Origin of the sequence: Marinobacter sp. (assembly GCF_040882185.1) — a bacterium.
In the GTDB taxonomy this organism is placed as follows: domain Bacteria; phylum Pseudomonadota; class Gammaproteobacteria; order Pseudomonadales; family Oleiphilaceae; genus Marinobacter.
This window is the reverse complement of the sequence record NZ_JBBEBW010000026.1, coordinates 58,091-79,419: the sequence shown is the minus strand read 5'-3', so window position 1 is coordinate 79,419 and position 21,329 is coordinate 58,091. Positions and strand designations below refer to the sequence as shown.

The 21,329-nt window shown below is 56.1% G+C and carries 21 protein-coding genes; 9 read left to right on the top strand and 12 right to left on the bottom strand.

Annotation, left to right across the window (positions count from 1 at the left end):
• From WEB64_RS14165 to WEB64_RS14155, 3 genes are all read left to right on the top strand, one after another.
• Window positions 1-638: ChrR family anti-sigma-E factor (locus WEB64_RS14165; protein ID WP_368065658.1), on the top strand; the 638-nt coding region annotated here is incomplete at its 5' end.
• Between the two features lie 167 nt (window positions 639-805).
• Window positions 806-1,636, top strand: a complete 831-nt coding sequence (tcdA, locus tag WEB64_RS14160; RefSeq protein WP_368061002.1) for a tRNA cyclic N6-threonylcarbamoyladenosine(37) synthase TcdA — start codon at window positions 806-808, stop codon at window positions 1,634-1,636.
• Window positions 1,637-1,643: 7 nt separating this feature from the next.
• The gene (locus WEB64_RS14155; protein WP_368061001.1) at window positions 1,644-3,497 is read left to right on the top strand and encodes a cation:proton antiporter; all 1,854 of its coding nucleotides are present in this window, start codon (window positions 1,644-1,646) and stop codon (window positions 3,495-3,497) included.
• Between the two features lie 43 nt (window positions 3,498-3,540).
• Here the strand turns inward: WEB64_RS14155 and WEB64_RS14150 are convergent, their stop codons facing one another.
• The 4 genes from WEB64_RS14150 to WEB64_RS14135 form a co-directional block, all read right to left on the bottom strand.
• Complete coding sequence (locus WEB64_RS14150; RefSeq protein ID WP_368061019.1) at window positions 3,541-4,500, bottom strand: NADP-dependent oxidoreductase; 960 nt, start codon at window positions 4,498-4,500, stop codon at window positions 3,541-3,543.
• 126 nt (window positions 4,501-4,626) lie between these two features.
• Entirely contained in the window at window positions 4,627-5,100 is a 474-nt protein-coding gene (locus WEB64_RS14145) for an acyl-CoA thioesterase (RefSeq protein WP_368061000.1), read from the bottom strand.
• Between the two features lie 89 nt (window positions 5,101-5,189).
• A complete protein-coding gene (locus WEB64_RS14140) occupies window positions 5,190-5,981 on the bottom strand; it encodes an alpha/beta fold hydrolase (protein ID WP_368060999.1) in 792 nt (263 codons plus the stop codon).
• A gap of 22 nt (window positions 5,982-6,003) precedes the next feature.
• Entirely contained in the window at window positions 6,004-6,687 is a 684-nt protein-coding gene (locus WEB64_RS14135; protein WP_368060998.1) for a hypothetical protein, read from the bottom strand.
• A gap of 514 nt (window positions 6,688-7,201) precedes the next feature.
• Here WEB64_RS14135 and WEB64_RS14130 point away from each other — a divergent pair.
• Genes WEB64_RS14130 through WEB64_RS14115 form a run of 4 tightly spaced genes read left to right on the top strand, consistent with a single transcriptional unit; the run spans window position 7,202 to window position 10,363 of the window.
• Complete coding sequence (locus WEB64_RS14130) at window positions 7,202-8,248, top strand: AraC family transcriptional regulator (RefSeq protein WP_368060997.1); 1,047 nt, start codon at window positions 7,202-7,204, stop codon at window positions 8,246-8,248.
• A gap of 2 nt (window positions 8,249-8,250) precedes the next feature.
• Complete coding sequence (cls, locus tag WEB64_RS14125; RefSeq protein ID WP_368060995.1) at window positions 8,251-9,681, top strand: cardiolipin synthase; 1,431 nt, start codon at window positions 8,251-8,253, stop codon at window positions 9,679-9,681.
• Between the two features lie 30 nt (window positions 9,682-9,711).
• Entirely contained in the window at window positions 9,712-9,933 is a 222-nt protein-coding gene (locus WEB64_RS14120; RefSeq protein ID WP_368060993.1) for a hypothetical protein, read from the top strand.
• Complete coding sequence (locus WEB64_RS14115) at window positions 9,920-10,363, top strand: hypothetical protein (protein WP_368060991.1); 444 nt, start codon at window positions 9,920-9,922, stop codon at window positions 10,361-10,363. Before WEB64_RS14120 ends, WEB64_RS14115 begins: the two co-directional genes overlap by 14 nt.
• Window positions 10,364-10,373: 10 nt before the next feature.
• On the opposite strand, the gene WEB64_RS14110 is transcribed toward WEB64_RS14115, so the two are convergent.
• Window positions 10,374-12,602 (bottom strand): patatin-like phospholipase family protein, encoded by a 2,229-nt coding sequence (locus tag WEB64_RS14110; protein ID WP_368060989.1) that lies wholly within the window; start codon window positions 12,600-12,602, stop codon window positions 10,374-10,376.
• 78 nt (window positions 12,603-12,680) lie between these two features.
• Window positions 12,681-13,295, bottom strand: a complete 615-nt coding sequence (locus WEB64_RS14105) for a hypothetical protein (protein ID WP_368060987.1) — start codon at window positions 13,293-13,295, stop codon at window positions 12,681-12,683.
• A 215-nt stretch (window positions 13,296-13,510) separates the two neighbouring features.
• Here WEB64_RS14105 and WEB64_RS14100 point away from each other — a divergent pair, with 215 nt between their 5' ends.
• Entirely contained in the window at window positions 13,511-13,873 is a 363-nt protein-coding gene (locus tag WEB64_RS14100) for a hypothetical protein (RefSeq protein WP_368060985.1), read from the top strand.
• A 7-nt stretch (window positions 13,874-13,880) separates the two neighbouring features.
• Here WEB64_RS14100 and WEB64_RS14095 read toward each other — a convergent pair whose 3' ends face one another.
• Window positions 13,881-16,667, bottom strand: coding sequence for a transporter substrate-binding domain-containing protein (locus WEB64_RS14095; protein WP_368060983.1), 2,787 nt, complete (start codon window positions 16,665-16,667; stop codon window positions 13,881-13,883).
• 109 nt (window positions 16,668-16,776) lie between these two features.
• Between WEB64_RS14095 and WEB64_RS14090 the strand changes: the two genes are divergently transcribed.
• Window positions 16,777-17,010: a DUF2789 domain-containing protein gene (locus WEB64_RS14090; protein WP_368060982.1), complete on the top strand. Its 234-nt coding sequence runs from the start codon at window positions 16,777-16,779 to the stop codon at window positions 17,008-17,010.
• A gap of 96 nt (window positions 17,011-17,106) precedes the next feature.
• On the opposite strand, the gene xerC is transcribed toward WEB64_RS14090, so the two are convergent.
• From xerC to WEB64_RS14065, 5 genes are all read right to left on the bottom strand, one after another.
• Window positions 17,107-18,093 (bottom strand): tyrosine recombinase XerC, encoded by a 987-nt coding sequence (gene xerC / locus WEB64_RS14085; RefSeq protein WP_368060980.1) that lies wholly within the window; start codon window positions 18,091-18,093, stop codon window positions 17,107-17,109.
• The gene (locus WEB64_RS14080; protein WP_368060979.1) at window positions 18,093-18,839 is read right to left on the bottom strand and encodes a DUF484 family protein; all 747 of its coding nucleotides are present in this window, start codon (window positions 18,837-18,839) and stop codon (window positions 18,093-18,095) included. The genes xerC and WEB64_RS14080 overlap by 1 nt, the downstream gene beginning before the upstream one ends.
• Window positions 18,840-18,902: 63 nt before the next feature.
• Window positions 18,903-19,820 carry a diaminopimelate epimerase gene (dapF, locus tag WEB64_RS14075; RefSeq protein ID WP_368060977.1) on the bottom strand — a complete coding sequence of 306 codons (918 nt, stop codon included), beginning with the start codon at window positions 19,818-19,820 and terminating at the stop codon, window positions 18,903-18,905.
• Window positions 19,821-19,831: 11 nt separating this feature from the next.
• A complete protein-coding gene (gene lysA, locus WEB64_RS14070; RefSeq protein WP_368060975.1) occupies window positions 19,832-21,082 on the bottom strand; it encodes a diaminopimelate decarboxylase in 1,251 nt (416 codons plus the stop codon).
• Window positions 21,083-21,141: 59 nt separating this feature from the next.
• Complete coding sequence (locus tag WEB64_RS14065; RefSeq protein WP_368060973.1) at window positions 21,142-21,288, bottom strand: lipoprotein; 147 nt, start codon at window positions 21,286-21,288, stop codon at window positions 21,142-21,144.
• Window positions 21,289-21,329: the final 41 nt, after the last annotated feature.

Here is a 21,329-nt window from a genome sequence, read left to right as displayed (position 1 = left end):
CCCAGCACCACCCTGACAGCCTGACTCTCATGGAGTTCAGTGCCGGCAACCTGACAGAGCCCCATGCCCTGTGCATTCGGTTGCACCTGGATCAATGTTCACATTGTCGCAGTCGTGTCGATATGCTCGACAGTCTCGGCGCAGTGATGATGGAGCAGCAACCGCAGGTGACAGTTTCAGGCTCGATGTTTGACTCCATACTCGCCCGTATCGACAGTGAACCTACCGTTCAGCACTCCCCGACAGCTCTCAAGCGACGCCTCGGCCCGCTCGAAAAACTGTTGGGGGCTGATTTGAACGCCCTGCCCTGGAAGCGCCAGTTGGGTGATTTGAGTGTGTTGGATATCAGCGACCGATTCCCTGACCAGTCGGATCAGGTGGTGCTGCAGAAGCTGACGGCCGGTGGCAAAGCGCTGGCGCACACCCACCGTGGTGAGGAGACAACCATTGTCCTGCAAGGCGCTTTTTCGGACAAGAAAGGCGTTTTCAATCAGTGGGATTTTGTAGTGTTGAATCAGCATGATGAACACAAGCCAGTGGCCCTTGAAGGGGATGACTGCATAACCTTGTCGGTGCTCAGTGCACCGGTCAGACTGACGGGAACCTTTACTCGCATGCTGAACCCGTTTATCCGGTGAAGCGGCTCTGAACAGAAAAGTCCGGTGTCAGTCCGGGCTTTTTTATGCCTCCTGTTCCGTTCTGATCAATCCAAAACATGAACCATCGAATGCCCTCCGCTGCCAACCTGCGACTTCTCCGGTACAATTGCGCTTCGCCCATTCTCTGACCGCACACGGGGTATTGTATGACCCAGGATGATTACGCCTTCCGGTTTGGTGGCATCGAACGTCTATACGGTCGCCAAGCTACCGGCGCTTTCCGTGAAGCACACGTGGCGATTGTCGGGCTTGGTGGCGTTGGTTCCTGGGCAGCAGAGGCACTTGCACGCACTGGTATCGGCCGTCTGACGTTGATTGATATGGACGACGTGTGCGTCTCCAACACCAACCGACAGTCCCATGCCCTTGATGGGCAATATGGGAAGACCAAAACTGACGTCATGGCCGAACGCCTGAGGGCCATCAATCCTCACGCCGATATTCGTATCCATTTTGGTTTTTTGACCCCGAAGAACACCTCGGAACTAATTACCGGTGAACTAAGTGGAGTGGTGGATGCCATTGACAGTGTCAAAGCCAAAGCTGCGTTGATCGCTCACTGCCAACGCCGGAAAATTCCCCTGATCTGTGCGGGAGGAGCTGGCGGCCAACTGGATCCGACCCAGATCCAGGTTGCCGACCTGAGCCGTACCACCCAGGACCCCCTGTTAGCCAAGGTACGTAACCTGCTGCGACGGGAGTATGGCTTCTCCCGCAATCCGAAACGCCGGTTTGGTATTGAAGCTGTATATTCGCTGGAACAGCTCACGTATCCTGCAGGCGATGGTGAGGTGTGCCTGCAAAAACCTGTTGCCAATGGCCCTGTGAGGCTCGATTGCGCCACCGGCTTTGGCGCAGCCAGCCCGGTTACCGCCAGCTTCGGGTTTATTGCCGCCTCCCGTCTGATCAACAGGATTGCCCGAAAAGCGCCAACCCAGAGCCCGGCCAACGTCATTCCATCACCTCAACGGAACTGAACCCTTTATGTCAGCGAGCATCGCCCTTCTTCTTGCCAGCATCGGCATACTTTCACTTTTTTGCCAATGGCTCGCCTGGCGCTTAAGAGTACCGGCGATTCTGTTCCTGCTGGCAGGTGGCATCGCAGCTGGTCCGGTATTCAACTGGCTTGATCCCCAGCAAGTATTTGGTGATCTGCTGTTCCCGGTGATTTCACTCGCGGTGGCCATCATTCTTTTTGAAGGCAGCCTGACCCTGAGATACGAGGAAATCAGGGGCCACGGCAAAATGGTCCGCAACCTGATTCCGGTCGGGACCATCGTGACGGGCGCCATAGGCATGCTGGTTTCCTACTGGGCTCTTGATATCTCCCTTGAGGTCGCGCTGTTGTTCGGTGCAATTTCAATTGTAACCGGGCCCACCGTAATTGCGCCGCTGTTACGATCTGTCAAACCGGCGGCCCGGCTGGCGAACATCCTGCGTTGGGAGGGCATCATTATTGATCCTGTTGGCGCCCTGCTCGCGGTGCTGGTATTTGAAGGCATTGTTTCCTGGGGCCAAGGCAATGTATTCGGACATTCCCTGTTAATCTTTGGCAAAACCATTGCCATTGGTTTCCTGATGGGGGCCGCAGCGGGCTGGCTGAACGGCATCGTGCTCCGCAAGCACCTGATTCCCCAATACCTGCACAACGCCGGCACACTGACGTTCATGCTCGGTGCTTATGCGTTATCCAACGAGATGGCCCACGAGTCAGGGCTGCTAACAGTCACCGTTATGGGTATCTGGATGGCCAATATGAAGCAGGTTCCTATCGAGAGCATTCTCGAATTCAAGGAATCCTTGAGCGTACTACTTATCTCGGCGCTGTTTATTATTCTGGCCGCCCGCATTGAATTTTCTGCTATAGCAGACCTGGGCTGGGGCCTGGTAACCGTGCTCGTTGTGCTGATTCTGGTTGCCCGACCGCTCAGCATCTTCCTTTCTGCCATTGGTACCACCCTGACCTGGCGCGACAAACTGTTTCTGAGCTGGGTCGCCCCACGGGGTATTGTGGCGGCTGCGGTTTCTGCGCTTTTTGCCTTTCAGCTACAGAGCCTGGGGTATGAGAGCGCCAGCATGCTGGTACCGCTGGTCTTCATGCTGATTATCACCACTGTCACCATTCAAAGTCTGACGGCACGCCCCATCGCGCGGCTACTCAAAGTAGCGGAGCCCGCAGACTATGGCTTCCTGATCCTGGGTGCGAATCAGGTTGCCCGTCAGATCGGTACCGTATTGAAAAAACTGGAGGTTCCAGTGGTATTGACCGACACCAACTGGGAAAACGTCCGGCTGGCCCGTATGGAGAACTTGCAGGTTTATTTCGGCAATCCCGTGTCGGAACATGCGTCTACCCATCTGGATCTCACCGGCATCGGCAATCTGCTGGTTATCTCACCCTATAAGCAAATGAATTCCCTGGCGTCCTATCACTTCCTTGACTGGTTTGGGGGCGGATGCGTTTACAGCCTGTCAGAAGGCGACCACGACCAGAAATCCAGGCATCAGACCGCAGAGAAAATTCAGCAAACACGGGGGCTATTCGGAGATATCAGCTACGCCAAACTGGCCAGTCTGTCGAGCAAGGGCTACACCGTGAAAACCACGCATTTGAGCGAAGCCTTCACCTACGAGGACTTTCAGAAACAGTATGATCAGCAGGCGCTGCCCCTGTTCACTATCGATCTGAAGGAGCATATCCATGCCGTCACGGCGGACTCTGAGCTGAAACTGAACAAGGGCTGGAAACTGATCAGTCTGGTGCCGCCCCAGCCTCCGAAGGAACGCAAGGAAAAAGACAGCGGCGAGCTCCATGACCCGGCGCCCACCCCGGCCTGACACTGACAACCCATTCGAACATTGCTGGCAGTATGGGCTGAACTCAGTCCGGATCCCGGCAATCCAGCACCAGCTTGCCCCTGACATGGCCAGCTTCCAGAAGCCGATGGGCTTCAGCAACTTCGGAGATCGGAAATACGCGGTCGACGTGGACCCGGACATCGCCGTCCTCAATAAGCTCCGCAATTTCGTCCAGATGAAAAACATCAGACCGCACCACCATGCCGTGGGCTCGCAGGCCGAGGCCCTCAGCAGCGGTAATAATATCGTCCGCCGATGCGGTGGGAATCGTTACCAATACCCCGTGCTCACTGAGCGTATGGAGGGAGCGTTTGCCAGTATCACCGCCGACCAGATCCAATACCACATCAAGGCCATAGCATTCCTCGGTGAAGTCCGTCGTGTGATAATCAATCACTTCATGAACGCCCAACTCCGCCAGAAAATCCCGGTTGTCAGAGGAGGCTGTCGCAATGACATGAGCTCCGCGGACCCTGGCAAACTGCACTGCAAAATGGCCGACCCCGCCTGCGCCAGCATGGATGAGAATCTTCTGGCCGGGCGCCAGATCAGCCACTTCAAACAACGCCTGCCAGGCGGTGAGCGCTGCCAGTGGCAGCGCTCCGGCCGACACCAGATCGAGCTCTTCCGGCACAATGGCCAGTTCGTCGCTTTTTGCCAACACGTAGTCAGCGTAGCCTCCGCCTCTCACCGGAAAACCTACCATGCCCATTACCCGGTCACCCGGGGCAAGAGTGGTGACTTGCTCACCCACTGACACCACTTCACCAGCGACATCGTAGCCGGGCGTCCAGGGCAACTGATCTTCGATCTGTTTGGCTGCAAAGCCCAGACCACGACGGGTCTTCCAGTCAATCGGATTCAGACCCGCCCCGCTGACCCTGACACAGACTTCGTCTACCCCTGGCTGCGGGTTTGAACCCGCAGTATCAAGGCGCAGAACATCGACCTCACCGAACTGATCAAACACGACTCGTCTCATGGCAGTTTTCACGTCAGCTTCTCCAGGTTCGTTGTTTAACGGTAATCAATCGAACGTGTTCAAGGCTTGAACCTTCAGATTAGCAGAAATAGTGGCCAGCAGTGCCCAATAATGGGTGGGACAAACTCAGTCAGATACGAGTCCATCGGTAATCACAGCACCGCCAAGAATTTCGCCATATTCTTTTGGCACCCTGGCAGGACGCTGGGTTCTGAGATCCACGCAAGCATGGTAGGACATCGCTCGCGCCAACACCTTACGATCAGACAGACGGACCAGTTGGAACTGCCGTGATGAACGAAAACGGCCATCAAAACTGACCAGCCAGGTCGCCATCATGAGACGATCCCCGGTATTGGCGGCTGCCAGGTAGTCAATTTCAGTGCGGGTAATAGCCATGGCTTTGCCGGTGGCCTCGTGGCGTTCCCAGGTCATACCCAAATGCTCGATATGAGCCCAGCTAATATCCTCCAGCCAGCGCACATAAACCACGTTGTTGGCATGCCCGAGTCGATCGGTATCCTCAGGGGTCACATCAAACGTTAACGTGAAAGGATCGGGGCGATCCCAGGCTATATCGGCGGTCTCGTTAACACTCATTACTCATTGGCTCCAGGCCCCGAAATGGTTCTCAACGTTAGCCTACCCACGCGGTCGTTGTGAAGTGAACCAAAGTATAGGTAGCGCCTTTACGTTAAAAACCGACGGCACAAAGTTGCGAATGTCTCGGCTTTTTCAGCGTGCAGCCAGTGGCCGGTACCTTCGATCACCTGCACCTCGGACTTGGGGAACAGTTTGCTGATCTGATCGCGATGCTTGTCCTGAATGTAAGCGGAATCTGCGCCCTTGAGAAATAGCGTGGGGCCCTCGAACGGTCCGCTGGCTGAGGGTGCTTCCGCCAGCGCGGGATAGCAGGCTTCGATAACCGGCAAGTTGAGGCGCCAGCGAAATTGCGCGCCAGCGCTGTGCTCCCGCGCTTCCTCCGGAATACGAACCAGATTCTTCAGCAGGAACTGCCGGACTCCCAGTATCTCCACAAATTCATTCAGCGCCTTATCTGCCTGCTGACGGCTGGTAATCTGACTGAGATCAAGATTTCGCATGCCTTCAAGAATGGCATCGTGGCGGGGTTTGTAGTCGACTGGCGAAATATCCGCAACGATCAGATGGTCTACTCGCTCGGGATGGGCAAGGGCGACTTGCATCGCAGTCTTACCGCCCATGGAGTGTCCCAATAAAGCAGCGCGATCAAGGCCCTGAGCGTCCATGTAAGCGACCACGTCATCAGCCATGGCAGCATAATCCATGCTGGCCGTATGCGGTGATTTACCGTGATTTCGCAGATCCAGGGCATGAATCTGCCATTCATCCTGCAACCGTTGAGCGGCCCCACCCAGATTTTCCAGTGAGCCAAACAGACCGTGCAGCAGGATCAGGGGATTGCCTGCGCCGGTAATACGGTGGTTCAATTCAACGTTCATGCTTTGCTCCCGATATTGATCATCATAACCAGGCCCGGAGTTCTCCAAGCGCGGTGGAATTCATAAGATACGAAACCTGATGGTTTACAGCCAATGTCTGGATATCGAATGCCAGGCTGGCCAGGTCCTCAGTCTGTGGGCTGAGCTTTGAATGTCCGGACACGTAACCCCACATATGCTGATAGGAGTTCTTCAGACCCCCTTTCGCGGGCGCAACTCTACTTGCACTGACCATGCTGAGCCACAGGTGATCTACGGCAATGGCTCGCGCTGCAACACGCTGGCCGAACACCGTGTAGGCTTTGGTGTTTCTCGCCAGCACACTGTATTTGTAGGTTGCCCAAAGTTCGTGGTCGTTTTTTGGTAAACGAATCCGCCCGCGCTGATCCTGCGCTACACGCGCTACCAGATAGTCGAGCTGCGCAGCCAGCGCGCCAGCATTCAGAGTCGGCCACAGGATCGCCTCGTCCGTTACCGGTACATTGCCCGGAACACCCTGCCCACGCAATCGCATTTCTTCCATCAACTGGTTCAGTTTCAGCGCGAGGGCATCCTCGTGCCCCTGCCAGGCAACCGGTGCCCGACTGTCTGTTTGAGGCGTTCGGTCGGCATTAAGCAACCCGGAAACCAGCCGCATCTGCCCTGCGAGCAATTCGTCATCCAGAAGTCCGGCATCAACATCAAAAACCGTATTATTCGGAAACACGTCAAACTCCTCGGGCCTAACTCACATAACGGGCGCCAAGTCATTTTGGTCGCCCCGGTGGCGAGTAACATTACCATTGAACTCAATAGAGTACCCGTCGATAAGCCAGCGGCGTGGTTCAGATCACAGATATGGGCTTCGAGCGCCAATTCGTCTTTACGATGGGAGATATGCACGGAGGCGGTAGGATCTCGGGCAGAAATAAAAAAGGGCCGCTACGCGACCCTTTTGGCTTGGAACCTTGGCTGTCTGCCTGTTTCAGCCAGAACTACTAACAGTAGTAGATGTTATTGAGATACTCAGCCAAGGCTTCACAGTTCTTCTTCTCATAGTCATTGTGCGGTACAAAAATTGCGATTTCCATAAACTGTTCTCCCAAGTACCAACGTTTGATCAGGTTTATTTCCAATGTCTCAATAGTACCGCTAGGCTGATGACAAACCCTTGACACGCTGTCCCACAGACTTGACATTCTGTAACAACCTTGACCATAACGCCCCACCGGAAACCATTGATGCTCCCGACCGATACCGCTGCCACGCCTACCGACCCCCAGGTTGCCGCCTCCGGAACCCTGGCGCTGGTGCATTACCTCAGGGAGCTGGGTCGTCTCGAGGTAGCGGAGATACAAGCGCTCCTGGAATGCTCGCTCGATGATCTCAAAGCCCCTGACCAGCGACTCCCTGCGGACCGCCATTATCAACTCTGGGCATACGCCGAGCGCATCACTGGCGACCCAGCCGTCGGCTTGCACGCAGGCGAGGTGGTCGATCCTGAACGTATGGGCCTGGTGGGCCATGTATTTTTCAATTGCGATACACTCGGTGAAGCGGTAACCCAGTATGTCCGGCTACATCGACTGATCAACGAATCGGTCCGGCTCAGCCTCGAGCAGATAGGAGACCAGGTTCTGCTGACGTGGCAGGCAGATTCCAATGCCCACTATTGCCGTCAGGACATGGACAGAACACTCTCGGCAGCGTTGAGCCGTACCCGACACTTTATCCATCCGGCATTTGTCATCGAATGGGCTGAGCTGGCACATCCGGAACCTGGCTACACCGGCGAGTATGAGCGTATTCTGGGCTGCCCGGTGACTTTTGGCGCCCCGGCAACCCGTATCGCGTTTCACTGTGATTACCTCAGACACCCGATTCCGCGTCGTAGCCCTTATGTTTATTCTGCTGTCCTGAAACAGGTTAACAGCGTACTGGCCCGCCTGCAGACACAGCGGGCCTTCAGTCGTAAGGTTCGACGCATGATTTCCAGGCAAATGGCGACTGAACGCATTGATGCCGACTCGCTGGCAAAGCAGTGCCATATGAGCCGGCAAACCCTGTACCGCCGTTTAAAAAAAGAAGGTCTGGGCTTCCATGAACTGGTTGAGCAGGTCCGCAAGGACAAGGCGCTTCGTTACGTGGCGGGCGATCGCTATGCGCTTGGGGAAATTGCCTTTTTGCTGGGTTTTTCGGAGCTGAGCGCCTTTAGCCGGGCCTTCAAGCGCTGGACCGGTGTTGCCCCGGCCCAGTACCGGGCTCAAAACCAGCACCAGGAGCCATGATTTTGCCTGACTTATCGTTGATCGCCCTGGCGCTGATGGCCATTTACAGCCTGGCGCTGTTCTGCGTCTATCGTGTGCTTCTGACTTATCGCACTGCCCAGGGCGCAGTCGCCTGGATTGTGGGCCTGTTAGGGTTCCCTTTCCTGGCGCTGCCGCTGTTCCTGTTTTTCGGCCGCAACCGGTTTTCAGGCTATGTTCGCGCCCGGCGCCTCGGCGACCGCTCTCTCAATCACTTCGTCGAAGAGTTCGAGCAGCAGGCCACTGCGATTCCTCAGCCGGCGCGGGAGCACTTCAACGATGAACTCCAGGTCCTTAGTAACCTGGCAAGACAACCCTTCACCGCTGGTAACCAATGCGTGCTGCTGAAGGACGGCCTTGCCACGTTCAATTCTTTGTTTGATGCAATGGAAGACGCTCATCGCTATATTCTGATGGAGTTTTACATTATCCGCTCTGACCGCATCGGACAGCGCATCAAAGCTATCCTGAAGCGTAAGTTGGCGCAGGGCGTCAGAGTTTACTTTCTGTACGACGATATCGGCAGCGCATGGCTGTCAAAGGGGTATCTGAGAGAGCTTCGCAAAGCCGGTGCTCAGGTTGCATCCTTTGGTGACGGCAATATCCGCCGCCGTCGTTTTCAGATCAATTTTCGCAATCATCGCAAAATACTGATCTGCGATGGTCATACGGGATTTGTCGGCGGTATCAATCTGGGTGATGAATACCTGGGCACAGAGGTTGATCAAGGCCGCTGGCGGGACACTCATTCTCGCATCGATGGACCAGCAGTGATTGGCCTTCAATTGGCCTGGCTGGAAGACTGGAACTGGGCGACCAACGAGACGCCCGATTTGAACTGGCGCGCTCAGGAACCACCCCCCGGCGACCAGGAAGTCCTCGTTATCCCGAGTGGTCCAGCCGATACCTACGAAACCTGCACATTGTTTTTTCTCAACTGCATCAATAATGCCCGCCAGCGGTTATGGATTGCATCTCCTTATTTTGTGCCGGACTTTCAGATCATCAATGCTCTCCAACTGGCGGCATTGCGGGGCGTGGATGTCAGAATCATGATTCCGGAAAAATCCGATCATAAATTGATTCGGATGGCGGCCTATTCCTACCTCGTGCAGGCCAGCCGGGCAGGTATCGGCATCTATCAGTATGAGCCCGGCTTTATGCACCAGAAGGTGGTGTTGGTAGACAACCGCTACGCTGCCATCAGTACGGCCAATCTGGATAACCGTTCAATGCGCCTGAACTTCGAAGTGACCGCTCTTGTCACGGCTGCCGAGTTCGTCAGAGACGTCGAGTCGATGCTTACGGAGGATTTGCGTAGTTGTAGACGAATGACCGAGCAAGATTATCAGGATCAGCCCCTGCTGTTTCGCCTTGGTTGCCGGGCCGTCCGCCTGGCGGCGCCGCTGCTCTGACCGTTTTCCGGGAGGGCAGAATGTGAGAGGATGAGCGCTCACCATGTTGTTGCCACCGGAACCACCATGACTGCCTTCAAGCCCCGTGAGACCCTGACTGAACAAGTCGCCCGCCACATTGAGAACTTGATCGCTTTCGGCCAGTTGACTTCCGGCCAGCGCATCTATGAAACTGCCATGGCGAAGCAGCAATGTGAGCAGGTGCTGAACGCTCCGAAGAACTCGGCGACGGCCCGTGATGCGGGTCAATAAAGGTACCCTGCGGGCTCTGGGCCTGTCGTCCTTCGTCGTATTACTGAGCGCCTGTGCCAGCAGTCCGCCAGGGAAGGCACCGCTGATCATTATTCCCGATCCGTCCACACCCGAGGTGACGGAAGAATCTGAACCAGAGCCCCAGCGAGAACCAGCACCTGCGCCTGCGCCACCGGCGAGTCGAACCAAAATGCCGGAACCGGCAAGACCCTGCGCCTGGAGCCAGACCCGGGGCGTTGCCACATTGACCGGCATAGCGCAAAAACAAGGTGTCGCCGAAGGCACGTGGCAGTTTTTTCCGGGCGACGAAGTGGCTTTTCATCCAGTTCCCGAGCAAGCCAGCAAAGGCGATGAATACAAAGCCTTATTACGTCGCCCGTTGAGCGGAGATTGCGAACATCCGCGGTTGATTATCGTGTCACCGGTCTGATAAATGAGGTTCAGTCGAATAACCGCTCGAAGGAAAATCCGATATTAAGGTAGGCCGTCCAGCGGTCCTCATTGTTATAGGCCGTTGCCAGCTGTACCGGTCCCATGAAGGTATCGATACCTGCAAACAGGCTATAAGATCGCAATAAATTTGGCCAACGCGCGTCCCGGATATCCGGAAACGCATTTCCGGTTTCAAATCCCGCACCCGCGAAGAACGGCACAAAAGGTCCACCAAAGGTCCGGTAGCCGTAAACTGACAACAAGGCTGCGTCGGGGCCACTGATTTCGCCCCTGGCGTAAGCCGAAAGCCGCCGAAAACCTCCGAGGCTGACAAAATTATCGACGCCTGCCTCGCCCCGGGTTACCACATCCGCATAGGCCTGACCCATAATCACGAAATCCCGCCAGCTCGCCGTGCCCACCGCCATGAAGGTGGTGCGGTCGAAGTCGCTGTCGGAGCCCATATCAGGACGCTCGAAACGGCCTTTGAGACCAAAAAACAGCCCCTCATTGGGTAGGAAAGGATCGTTGAGGGAATCATGAACAAACCTCAGATTCCAGCCGCCGAGATCCAGACGTTCGTCGGCGATATTGGCCTGGCCCACCTGCTCATCCACAGTGGAATAACCCCGTTGTACGCCACCCCGTATTTCCCCGTTGGTACCCAGTTCCATCCCGAACGAAAGGTCGACCTGACGCTGAGTGACGTCGACTTCAGCGATGCGCTCGCCAGCATCATCAAAAACACTGAACGTGTCCCGCTGATACTCGGTCCCCGTTAACATAAACCGCCGATATCCGTAATCCAGTGGCTGGAACCACTCGGAGCGCACTCGTGGCTCGGTACCTAATTGCAGCCCGGTATTCCACTCGCCACCGAGCGCGTTTAGCTCGGTCATTTGAAGGGCGGCGGACACATTAAAGCGGGTGTCACTATTAAAATTGTCTTCATAGCCCAAGCCGAAACTGAGGTAATTCGGCCCCCAACTTTTTTCTTCCACCTGAATATCGAGAACGGTTCCTGTTTCCGACGGCGTCAGGCTGTAGGTGACGGTTTCGTAGTAGCCCAGGCCATAGATGCGTTTGAGGTCGGACTCGAGCTGGGGCACATCCAGAGGCTCGTTACTCTGCTGCCGGATGCGTGACCTCAGAAACCGTGAGGACAGTTTTGAATCCATATTGACGCGTACATCCGCAATATTGTCCGCACTGAACTGGCGCCGACTGCGTTTTTCTCTGTATGCCTGCCATAGCTGCTCATCAACCTGTAAAGGGTAAAGTTCGCCTGCCTTATTACGGGCGGCTGTGGCGCCAACCTCTATAATCAGGGGGGTCTGAAAAAAATCTGCTGAGGTAAGCTCCCCGAGATCCGGTCGGATAAGAACATCGCTATCGGTGAGCCGTTCGAGCTGGGCATCAACATTTGCGCGGGTCACCAGTGTGGTCAGTTGCCCGACCACGTTAAATGCCTCGGTCAGGCCCTTACCCTCGCTGAGGGAATCGCTGATATCGACGGCTATGACGATATCAGCGCCCATTTCCTGGGCCACACTGATGGGTATATTGTTCGCCACGCCACCGTCCACCAGTAGCATACCGTCCCGCTCCAGCGGCGCGTAAACCCCGGGAATACTCATGCTGGCACGAATCGCTTCAGAGAGACTGCCATCACCAATGACAACCTCATCACCGGTTTCAAGATCCGTCGCGACCGCTCTAAAGGGGATGGGTAGCTGATCAAAATCCCGCACCAGTGCGGCTTCGCGGGTCAGTTCATTAAGGATAAAACCCAGATTCTGACCACTGATGAGACCGCGACCGAGATGGATTCCGTCAAGCCGAATACCTAGCCCCAGGTCAATCGGGTACCGCCAGTCTTCGCTTTTCCTTCGTACCGGTTTGAACTCACGGCCTGTGCTATCCCGGAAGCTATCGAGCCAGTTCATATTCACCATGCGTTGCTCGATCTCATCCACTGGCATACCCAGCGAATACATTGCCCCCACAGCCGCCCCGGCACTGGTGCCCACCACTATATCCACCGGCACGCGGATTTCCTCCAGCACCCTTAACACGCCTACATGGGCTACGCCTTTCGCACCACCGCCGCTCAGCACAAGAGCTACTACGGGCCGCGATGGCACAGAGTGGGCCGGGGTCTGGGCAAAAGTAAACGGAACATGGCCACTGACAGACGCTATCAGGGCAAGCAGAACTACACGTATCAGCACGGTCACGCTGGGATTCTCCAGGCGGGGCAAACAAATTTGGCTAACGGGGGACGGACAGCCGAAGCGGCCGCCCGCCCTTGAGCATCAATGCTCTTTCTGGTTCTCGTCCTGCAACGACAGATGCGAGACGTCAGGTACTACGGGCGGTGGTAAATCTCGCTTAACACCCAGTTCAGAGCCTGGCGGCGCCAGCGTCCAGTCATCAAGGTGTTGAAACATCGGCGGCTCAACCTCCTTGTGGGTCATCAGTGTGACACCAACCGGGTCAAGGGTAAGTGCAGAACCCGCCAGGATATCATCCACTTTTTTGCCAGCCACCGGGAGCCTGTCACCTGGCTCTGTGGAGAGCCCGGCGACATCGCCAGCTGACCGTTCAACTGGTCGGGAGTCAGCGTTCGAGACCGACGACTCAGTCCGGGGCTGGGCCGGGTCAAAGTGAGCTTTACCGGAAGATTCTGGTTTTGCAGCAGGGGCGCCTGCCATGGGCTCCACGTATGCGACCATACCGTGCTTGCGCAGAACCGCGCGATACTTTTGGGCGTGAGGCTCATCCAGCTTGTTGCGAATAACCACCGGTTGGCCGCTAAACATGCGGTCGACCTGCTCCAATGATGCTTTGAACAGTGCACGCGCGTTCGTCCGGGCGGCATCCAGATTCGTGCCCGGCGCACACTCCCCTTTAAAAATCAGTTGAAACATGGCGTTTTCCTCTCAGCTCCAGCGCTTAACGTTCATCATAGTTGATCTGTCTGCTGACAGAAACGCCGAAGCTTTACGGTGCGATAAAGTGATTCTGCAAACAATTGAAAAATGAGCACTGTGCCCCGCGCACTAATAGATAGACTCTGCAATAATCCTCAGTAACAAATTTTTACTTTACGTTACGCGTTTTGAACGCAGAGAATGCCGTCGCTATGAGTATCAGACTTTTTGCAACCCTCACCATCCTGCTGTCAACTCTGGCGGCACCCTCCGCCCAAGCGGATAATATCGACGTGGTTATGAATGGAGTGTTTCCTCAGCAGCAGCCAGCCTACATCGGGTTTGACAGTGTTGAACGCATCGACATCCCGGCTACTTCCCGAGTAGACCGCAAGTACCTTATTGTCGACTTCCGATTCCAGAGTACACCTCCTCAGCAGCAGCTTTTGGCCAGCGTTCACGAGATCTGCATGGCGCTTCTGCGCGACCGTAATCTGATCCAGTCACTCTCTGATAGCGGCTATGACATGGTGGCAGTCGCATTCGACAAGTCTTCGCAGTACGACTGCCTCTGAGCTTGCCTCATGCAAGGTCCGGCCCCTGCCCGAGTAATCCTGGAAATGCTTCGAGCGCACGGTTTACCGCATCAAGATTGAAGGCATCCACATCAGATAGCAGTTTTTCACCGTACTGGGTGACCAACACCGAACGATAACGTTGGCCCCATTGCACCAATCGATTGGCGAAATCCCGCATCTGTTCCGGGTCTCCGCTTTCCCTGACCGCTTTCCACTCATCACCGAAATCCCGGGAGAGCTGGTCATGAAGCCAGCCCCGCTCCTGCATATCCAGCGTTTCAATCATCGGTCGCTCGGCCATGTCCGGCTCGGCGTCCGGCCCCGCAATCGCTTTGGTGGCTTTAACGCCGGGCAACCGAAGTGTAAACGTTGAGCCCTTCCCGGACTCACTCACCACGGTCAGCTCACCACCCATCATGCTCGCAAGCTTGCGGCTGATGGCAAGGCCAAGACCGGTGCCACCATATTTCCGGCTACTCTGACCTTCCTGTTGCTCAAAAGCATCGAAAATACGCTCTTGCTGATCAACGGCGATGCCTATACCGGTATCAGCCACGATGATCATCAGTTCGTAACGAATGCCCTCACCAGGCTGGGGCTGCTCGGCACGGGCCTTGGCCATTACCTCAACGCGACCCTCGTGGGTAAACTTGATCGCATTGCCAACAAGGTTGAACAGAACCTGGCGGATACGGGTTTCATCCAGCACCATGGCGGGCGGCATATCCGCCGCCACTGTAACCACGAGATCAATACCCTGTTCACGGGCTCTCAAATCAAAAATGTGCCGCACATCGTCAAGCAGACGCTTGACCGCCAATGGCGCAAATTCGAGTCGCATTTTCCCCGCCTCAATGCGCGACAGGTCAAGAATATCGTTAATAAGCATCAGCAAGCTGCGGCTGCCCGCTCGAATGGCATCCAGATAATGACGATGTTTTGCATCTGTTACGCTGTTGCTCAGTAAGTCACTGTAGCCAATAACGGCGTTCATCGGGGTGCGGATTTCGTGGGACATGTTGGCGAGGAATTCGCTCTTTGCCCTGTTAGCGCTATCCGCTTCCTGGGCCAGCCGCTCTGCTTCCAGCTTGGCCGCTCTCAGATCGTCTTCACTGCGTCTCAGCGCATTTTCGGAGCGGATGCGCTCATCGACTTCCCGCGATAACTTGCGATTCCAATACAGGAAGATCAGCACCACTACCAGTGCGATCAGAATTACTCGCCTGACAGCCGTGTAGTCAGGCTCCTGCTCTACATCAAGGTTGATCCAGCGATTGTATATGGCATCTGTTTCGACACTGTCCAGACTACCCAGCGCTTTGTTGATGATGCGTATCAAATCGGGTCGGTCCTTGCGAACCGCGAGCCGGAGTTCATATTGGTAGGGCGTGATACTGGTAATACGGAGATTGGAAAGCCCAAGTCGGGCGACAGTATAGCTGACACCCGGGATATGGGTCAGCATGACGTCGAGTTCACCGTTGGACAGCGCCAGCAAACCTTCCTGCATCGAATTCACCGGATACAGATTGAGCTCCGGGTGGTTAATCAGCAGATACTCATGACTCGCCTGCTGTCGGACGGCTCCAACCCGTTCCTCACGAAGTTCCCGAAGATCGCCAATGAAACGACCATCGTCCCGGATAACCAACGCAATAGGTACGCTTAAATAAGGTCGGCTGAACAGAAACTCCCCTTCACGTCTAGGGGTGCGCGGTAGCGCTGGCAGGATGTCAATTTCGCCGTCCCGAAGGGCAGCCTCTGCCATGTGCCAATTCTCCATAGTCTGATGGTCAAAAGTGGTCCCCAACTGGGCCTCCAGTCGACTCACGAGGTCCGGAACCAGGCCACGAAGTTCATCGTCCTGCCGAAATTCGAACGGTGGCCAGTCCGTCCGGAATGCCACTTTCAGATCCGGGTTGCGCTTCAACCAGTCAAGTTCCGCACCGGTGAGCTGAATACTGGACTCAATACCGGCCTCCGGGACGCGAAAGGGCAACCAGGCCTGACGCACTGTTCGATGTTCATTATGGCTTATCGATTTTACCGCCTGGTCGAAGACGCGATAATATTGTGACCGGTCTTCCGGGACCGCCAACACCACGTCCACCGGAGTATCACTGAGCAACGTGGCGACACCGATACCGTTGATCAGCGCTGCTTGCAGGTAATCTGCGACCACCGGCACCGGACCGAGAAAGGCATCAGCTTCACCAGCCAAGATTGCGCTGACAGCTTCACTCACATTCCGAACCGGTACTGGCGTGAACGATTCGACTGATTCCAGCAGCAGATATTGATTGCTGTCATCACCCACCAGGGCCAGCCGCCGCCCTTCCAGGTCAGACAATTTGCGGATACTGGCATCACCGGCATCCACAAAAAGACCATAAGTCAGACTCATCAGTGGCTCTGTCGCACGCAAACCTTCCGCCAGCGCCTGCCCGGGAGCCCGGGTCACGATAACGGCACTGAGTTCGTCCCGAAAAAGCCGTGACTCCAGTTCAGCCCCGGTGCCGGCCACCAGCTCTAACGATTTATCAAGTTTATCGCCGAGCACTTTCAGGTAATCGATATAAGTGCCTGCAAGGGTTTCGTCCGCCGTCATGAACGCCAGGGGCACTTGCGCAGGACGAACGCCGATGGAAAATCCGGGTTGCTCCAAAAGCCAGGCAAGATCCTCACTGCCCAGCACCGGTGAGGGCGACTCAACCGGAGGATCAGCGTTGACAGGGATGGATAAAAGGGCCCACAGCAGGCCGAAAAGCACCACCATCAGGCGCAAGATCATTGGTTATCTCCGGCACTTTGGTTACAGTGAGTAACAAACCACATCACTTTGCCTGTCCGACTACTTGCAGGTGATTTTGAAAGCACACAATAGTCAGGGAGCATTTATTATGGATACCAGTCAACATACGTTCACCACGCTGTTCGAACAACTAGGTCTGCCCGCAGATAGCGCCAGCATAGAACAGTTCATCGCTGAACACTCACCACTGGGGCCATCAATAAAACTGCCCGACGCCCCATTCTGGAACGAGTCTCAGGCACGATTCCTCATTGAGGGCATCGCGGCAGATTCGGATTGGGCCGAAATCATCGACGAACTGGACGCTCAACTACGCCATTAGAGCTCAGCCCGAAAACCCCGGCACCGACTCTTCCGCGCCACCGCTTTCTCTTGCCAAACCCAGTTGGCCGGAGGTTCCACCTTCAAGCCGTAACCCCTAATCGTCCTCATTTTGGCGCATTGAGCGACGATGAGCTCTGGGGTGACTCTGGTCGTACACCTTGGCCAGATGCTGGAAATCAAGATGGGTGTAAATCTGAGTCGTGGCAATGTCTGCGTGCCCGAGAAGTTCCTGAACCGCGCGCAGATCACCACTGGATTCCAGTAAATGGCTGGCAAACGAATGTCTCAGCAGGTGGGGATAGAACCGTTGATCCGCGCCTTTCGTTATACCCCAGCGCCGCAGGCGGACCTGCACCGAACGGGTACTGATGCGCCCTCCGCGTTGACTGACAAACATTGCTGGCTGGCCCTCCGAGGCGAGGCTGTTCCGCAAACCAAGCCAGTCCTGGAGGGCTTTCAGCGCCTGTTGGCCAACCGGTAAAACGCGCTCCTTGCCACCTTTACCCAGTACCCGCACCTCGCCTGAGCGCATATCAATCGCACCGCAATCCAGCCCCACCAGCTCCGACAAGCGTAATCCGGACGAGTACATCAACTCGAACATGGCGTGATCGCGGACTTCCAGAAGGTCGTCGGACTCCGCGTTCAACAGATGGTTTACCTGGTCGACATCAGCCACCCCGGGCAGCCGTCTGGCAGATTTGGGCGCTCGTACGCCCAACGCCGGATTGTCACGGACTTTTTTTTCTCGCAACAGATAATCATAAAGACGCCGAATGGAAGACAGGTGGCGGGCAATACTGCGACCGCCGAGACCAGCCCGACTAAGCTCGGCCACATAACGCCGAAGCCTTGCGACATCCAATTCCGACCAATTGACGAGCTGTTGCCCATGGAGATAGCGGGCCAGTCGGAGGATGTCCCGTTCATAGTTGCGGCAGGTCTGCAGCGCCTGACGACGCTCGGAAGAAAGGTGCTCAATAAACTGCTTTAACGGATCGTTCAGGGAAGCTGGCAATGGGTCTGGAGACTGGCACTCACCCGCTATCCGGGAGCTATCAGTACCAGACCCGACCCCCATTAACGGGACTCAGCAACAATATCTGTGACTGGCTCTATGGAGGTGTGTCGTTGCAGGATCGGCGGCAACAAGCGGCTGAGCGTGTCGCTGATGTAGGTCAGGAAAAGTGATCCCATACTCTCGTCAAAATACCCTGACTGGCGGCTTCCCACAGCAAAAACACCCATGAGTTTATCGGTACGCAAAGGCACGAGGGCAACGGACGCAATGGGTTCATCCCGGTCGGGAAACAGGAACGCACGTTCGCTATCCCTGAACTGGCCGCAGACTGCGCGCTGGCCGTCCAGCAGGTTGCCGAGGCGTTTGTGAGCCACGTCCGGCGCAACCACCTGCAAGGCACCTTCAGGACTGGTAGGTAAAGTGGCATTGGTAAACAGAATGACAGAAGACGCGTCCAGCCCGAAATCACCCCGGATGCTGTCGTCAATGGCAGCCGCCATATCGTTCAGGGAGCGCGCTTCAATGATCAGCATCAGCAGGCGTTTGCTCTTTTCAAACAGCCGATCATTGTGGCGGGCGATCGATACCAGCTCTACCAATTCGTGACGTAGCGTGTCCCGCTGCTCACGAAACAGGTGCACCTGGCGTTCAACCAGTGAAATTGCCCGACCACTGTCGTGGGGCAAAGTCAGACTCCGCAGCAATTCGTCCTGCTCTATAAAGAAGTCAGGATTCGAACGCAAATAGTCCGCCACCTGTTCCTGAGTCAGGGCCTCGGCCTTCTGGTGGGCCGTTGGTTCTGTCATGCTGTTCTCCTTCAATCCCCAGCTTTCTGGCAGGGGCAGTTGCGCAAACTCGATTGCCTGCGATTATCGAGAAGTCTGACCAGCTCGGGGTGGTCTGCGCCCTCGCCTGGCAACAGACTCTCCGGGCAGCCGGATCTGGCCATCGTATATCCGGGCAGTCGGCCCTTCCATCATAACAGCGGCACCCTCACCCTGCCATTCAATGACCAGGTGGCCACCCGGAAGGGCCACATCCACCCGCGAATCCAACAAGCCCAGTAGGCTGCCCGCCACCACCGCCGCACAGGCGCCGCTGCCACAGGCAAGTGTTTCACCGGAACCGCGCTCGAATACGCGAAGGCGGGCGTGGGTACGGTCGACGATCTGTAAGAACCCGATATTGGCCCGGGCCGGGAACCGGGGGTGATTTTCCAAAGCCGGACCCAGCGTAAAGACCGGAGCAGTATCCACATCCGGCACCAACAGCACGCCGTGAGGGTTGCCCATCGAGACCGCGCAGAGCTGATAGGAGATACCCGCAACGTCAATGGGGTAACTCGCCTGTCGCGAATCGGCGGCAAAAGGAATGGCTGGCGGATTGAGTTCTGGTATCCCCATGTTGACGGTGACCCAGCCATTCCGGCCGACGCGCAGTTCGAGCACACCTCCGGCCGTCTGAACCCGGATCAATTTTTTATTAGTCAGCCGCTGGTCCCTGACGAAACGGGCAAAACAACGGGCTCCATTACCACACTGTTCCACCTCAGAACCATCAGCGTTAAAAATGCGGTAGCGGAAATCCACATCCGGGAGCCCCGGCGGCTCCACCACCAGCAATTGGTCAAAGCCTACACCAAAATGCCGGTCTGCCAGGCTGCGAATCATCTCCGGATGCATGCGAAAGGGCTGGCTGATGGCATCGACCACCACAAAATCATTGCCAAGACCGTGCATCTTGGTGAAGCTTAAGAGGGGCCCCTGCCCGCGACGCGAATCACTCATCTCGGCATCGCTCATTCCGGCAGACTGGCTTCGAGATGCAGTTGATCGTCCAGCGTTTCACGCTTCCGGACAACATGTACCTGGTCGCCATCCACCATCAGCTCAGGGGGGCGATTACGGGTGTTGTAGTTAGAACTCATGACAAAACCATAGGCACCAGCAGAGCGAACCGCAAGCAGATCACCCGCTGCCAGCCGCAAAGGCCGATCCTTACCCAGAAAATCACCGGTTTCGCAAACCGGGCCGACCAGATCCCAGATTTTCTCTTCCACATCGTCGTGGGGAGAGGCTGGCACAATAGCCTGCCAGGCACTGTAGAGCGCAGGTCGGATCAAGTCATTCATGGCGGCGTCGATAATGGCAAAATTCCGATGTGCTGTACATTTGAGGAACTCTACCCGGGTCAGCAGAATTCCTGCGTTGGCGGCAATGGAGCGGCCTGGCTCCATGATGAGTTCAAGAGTTCGATCACCCAGGCGCTCGCTCAACGCGGTCACATAATCAGCGGGCTGAGGCGGGGCTTCGTCATTATAGGTAACCCCCAGGCCACCACCCATATCCAGATGCCGGATGACAATGCCCTCAGCTGCAAGCCGGTCGATCAGCGCCAATACGCGGTCCAGGGCATCCAGAAACGGCGTAACCGTGGTCAGTTGAGAGCCAATATGGCAATCCACCCCTACCACCTCAAGATTGGGCAGCGACGCAGCCCGTGCATAGACAGCAGGCGCTTCGTCGATATCGATGCCGAATTTGTTCTCTTTCAAACCAGTCGAAATGTAAGGATGAGTGCCCGCATCCACGTCGGGGTTCACCCGCAGTGAGACCGGTGCCCGCACCCCCAACTGACCGGCGATGTCGTTTAATCGGTCCAGTTCAGTGTCCGATTCCACGTTAAAGCAGCGGACACCCACCTCAAGCGCCCGGCGCATTTCCCAGGGTTGTTTGCCGACGCCTGAAAACACCACCCGAGCGGGATTGCCGCCAGCTCGAAGAACGCGCTCCAGCTCACCCGCAGAGACAATATCGAAACCGGCACCTAACCGTGCCAGCACATTCAGAACCGCCAGATTACTATTGGCTTTGACCGCGTAACAAACTAAATGGGGCCGGCCCGAAAGCGCCTCATCATACGCCCGGTAATGACGCTCCAGAGTAGCTCGCGAGTAAACGTAGGCAGGTGTGCCAAAACGCTCAGCGATGTCGGCAACGGGCACGTCTTCGGCGTACAGCTGGCCGTCACGGTAAATAAAGTGGTCCATCGGGTTTCCTGTAAAAAATTGGGAGAGCGTGGCTCGACGCAGGCCAAACTGAAGTGCGGCTACCCGGGCGCCCCCTCGTTGTCAGCTGGCCTGTCAACACCAGGCTCTACTGCGGCGGGCGGCGCCTCAACCGGCCCATCCCGGTAGAGCGGACCTTTCTGCCCACAGCCCCCCAGAAAGCCCGCTGCCAGCAGCACTAAAACCATTATGCCTCGCGCCTGCATGGCCAATATCCCAGAAAATAAAC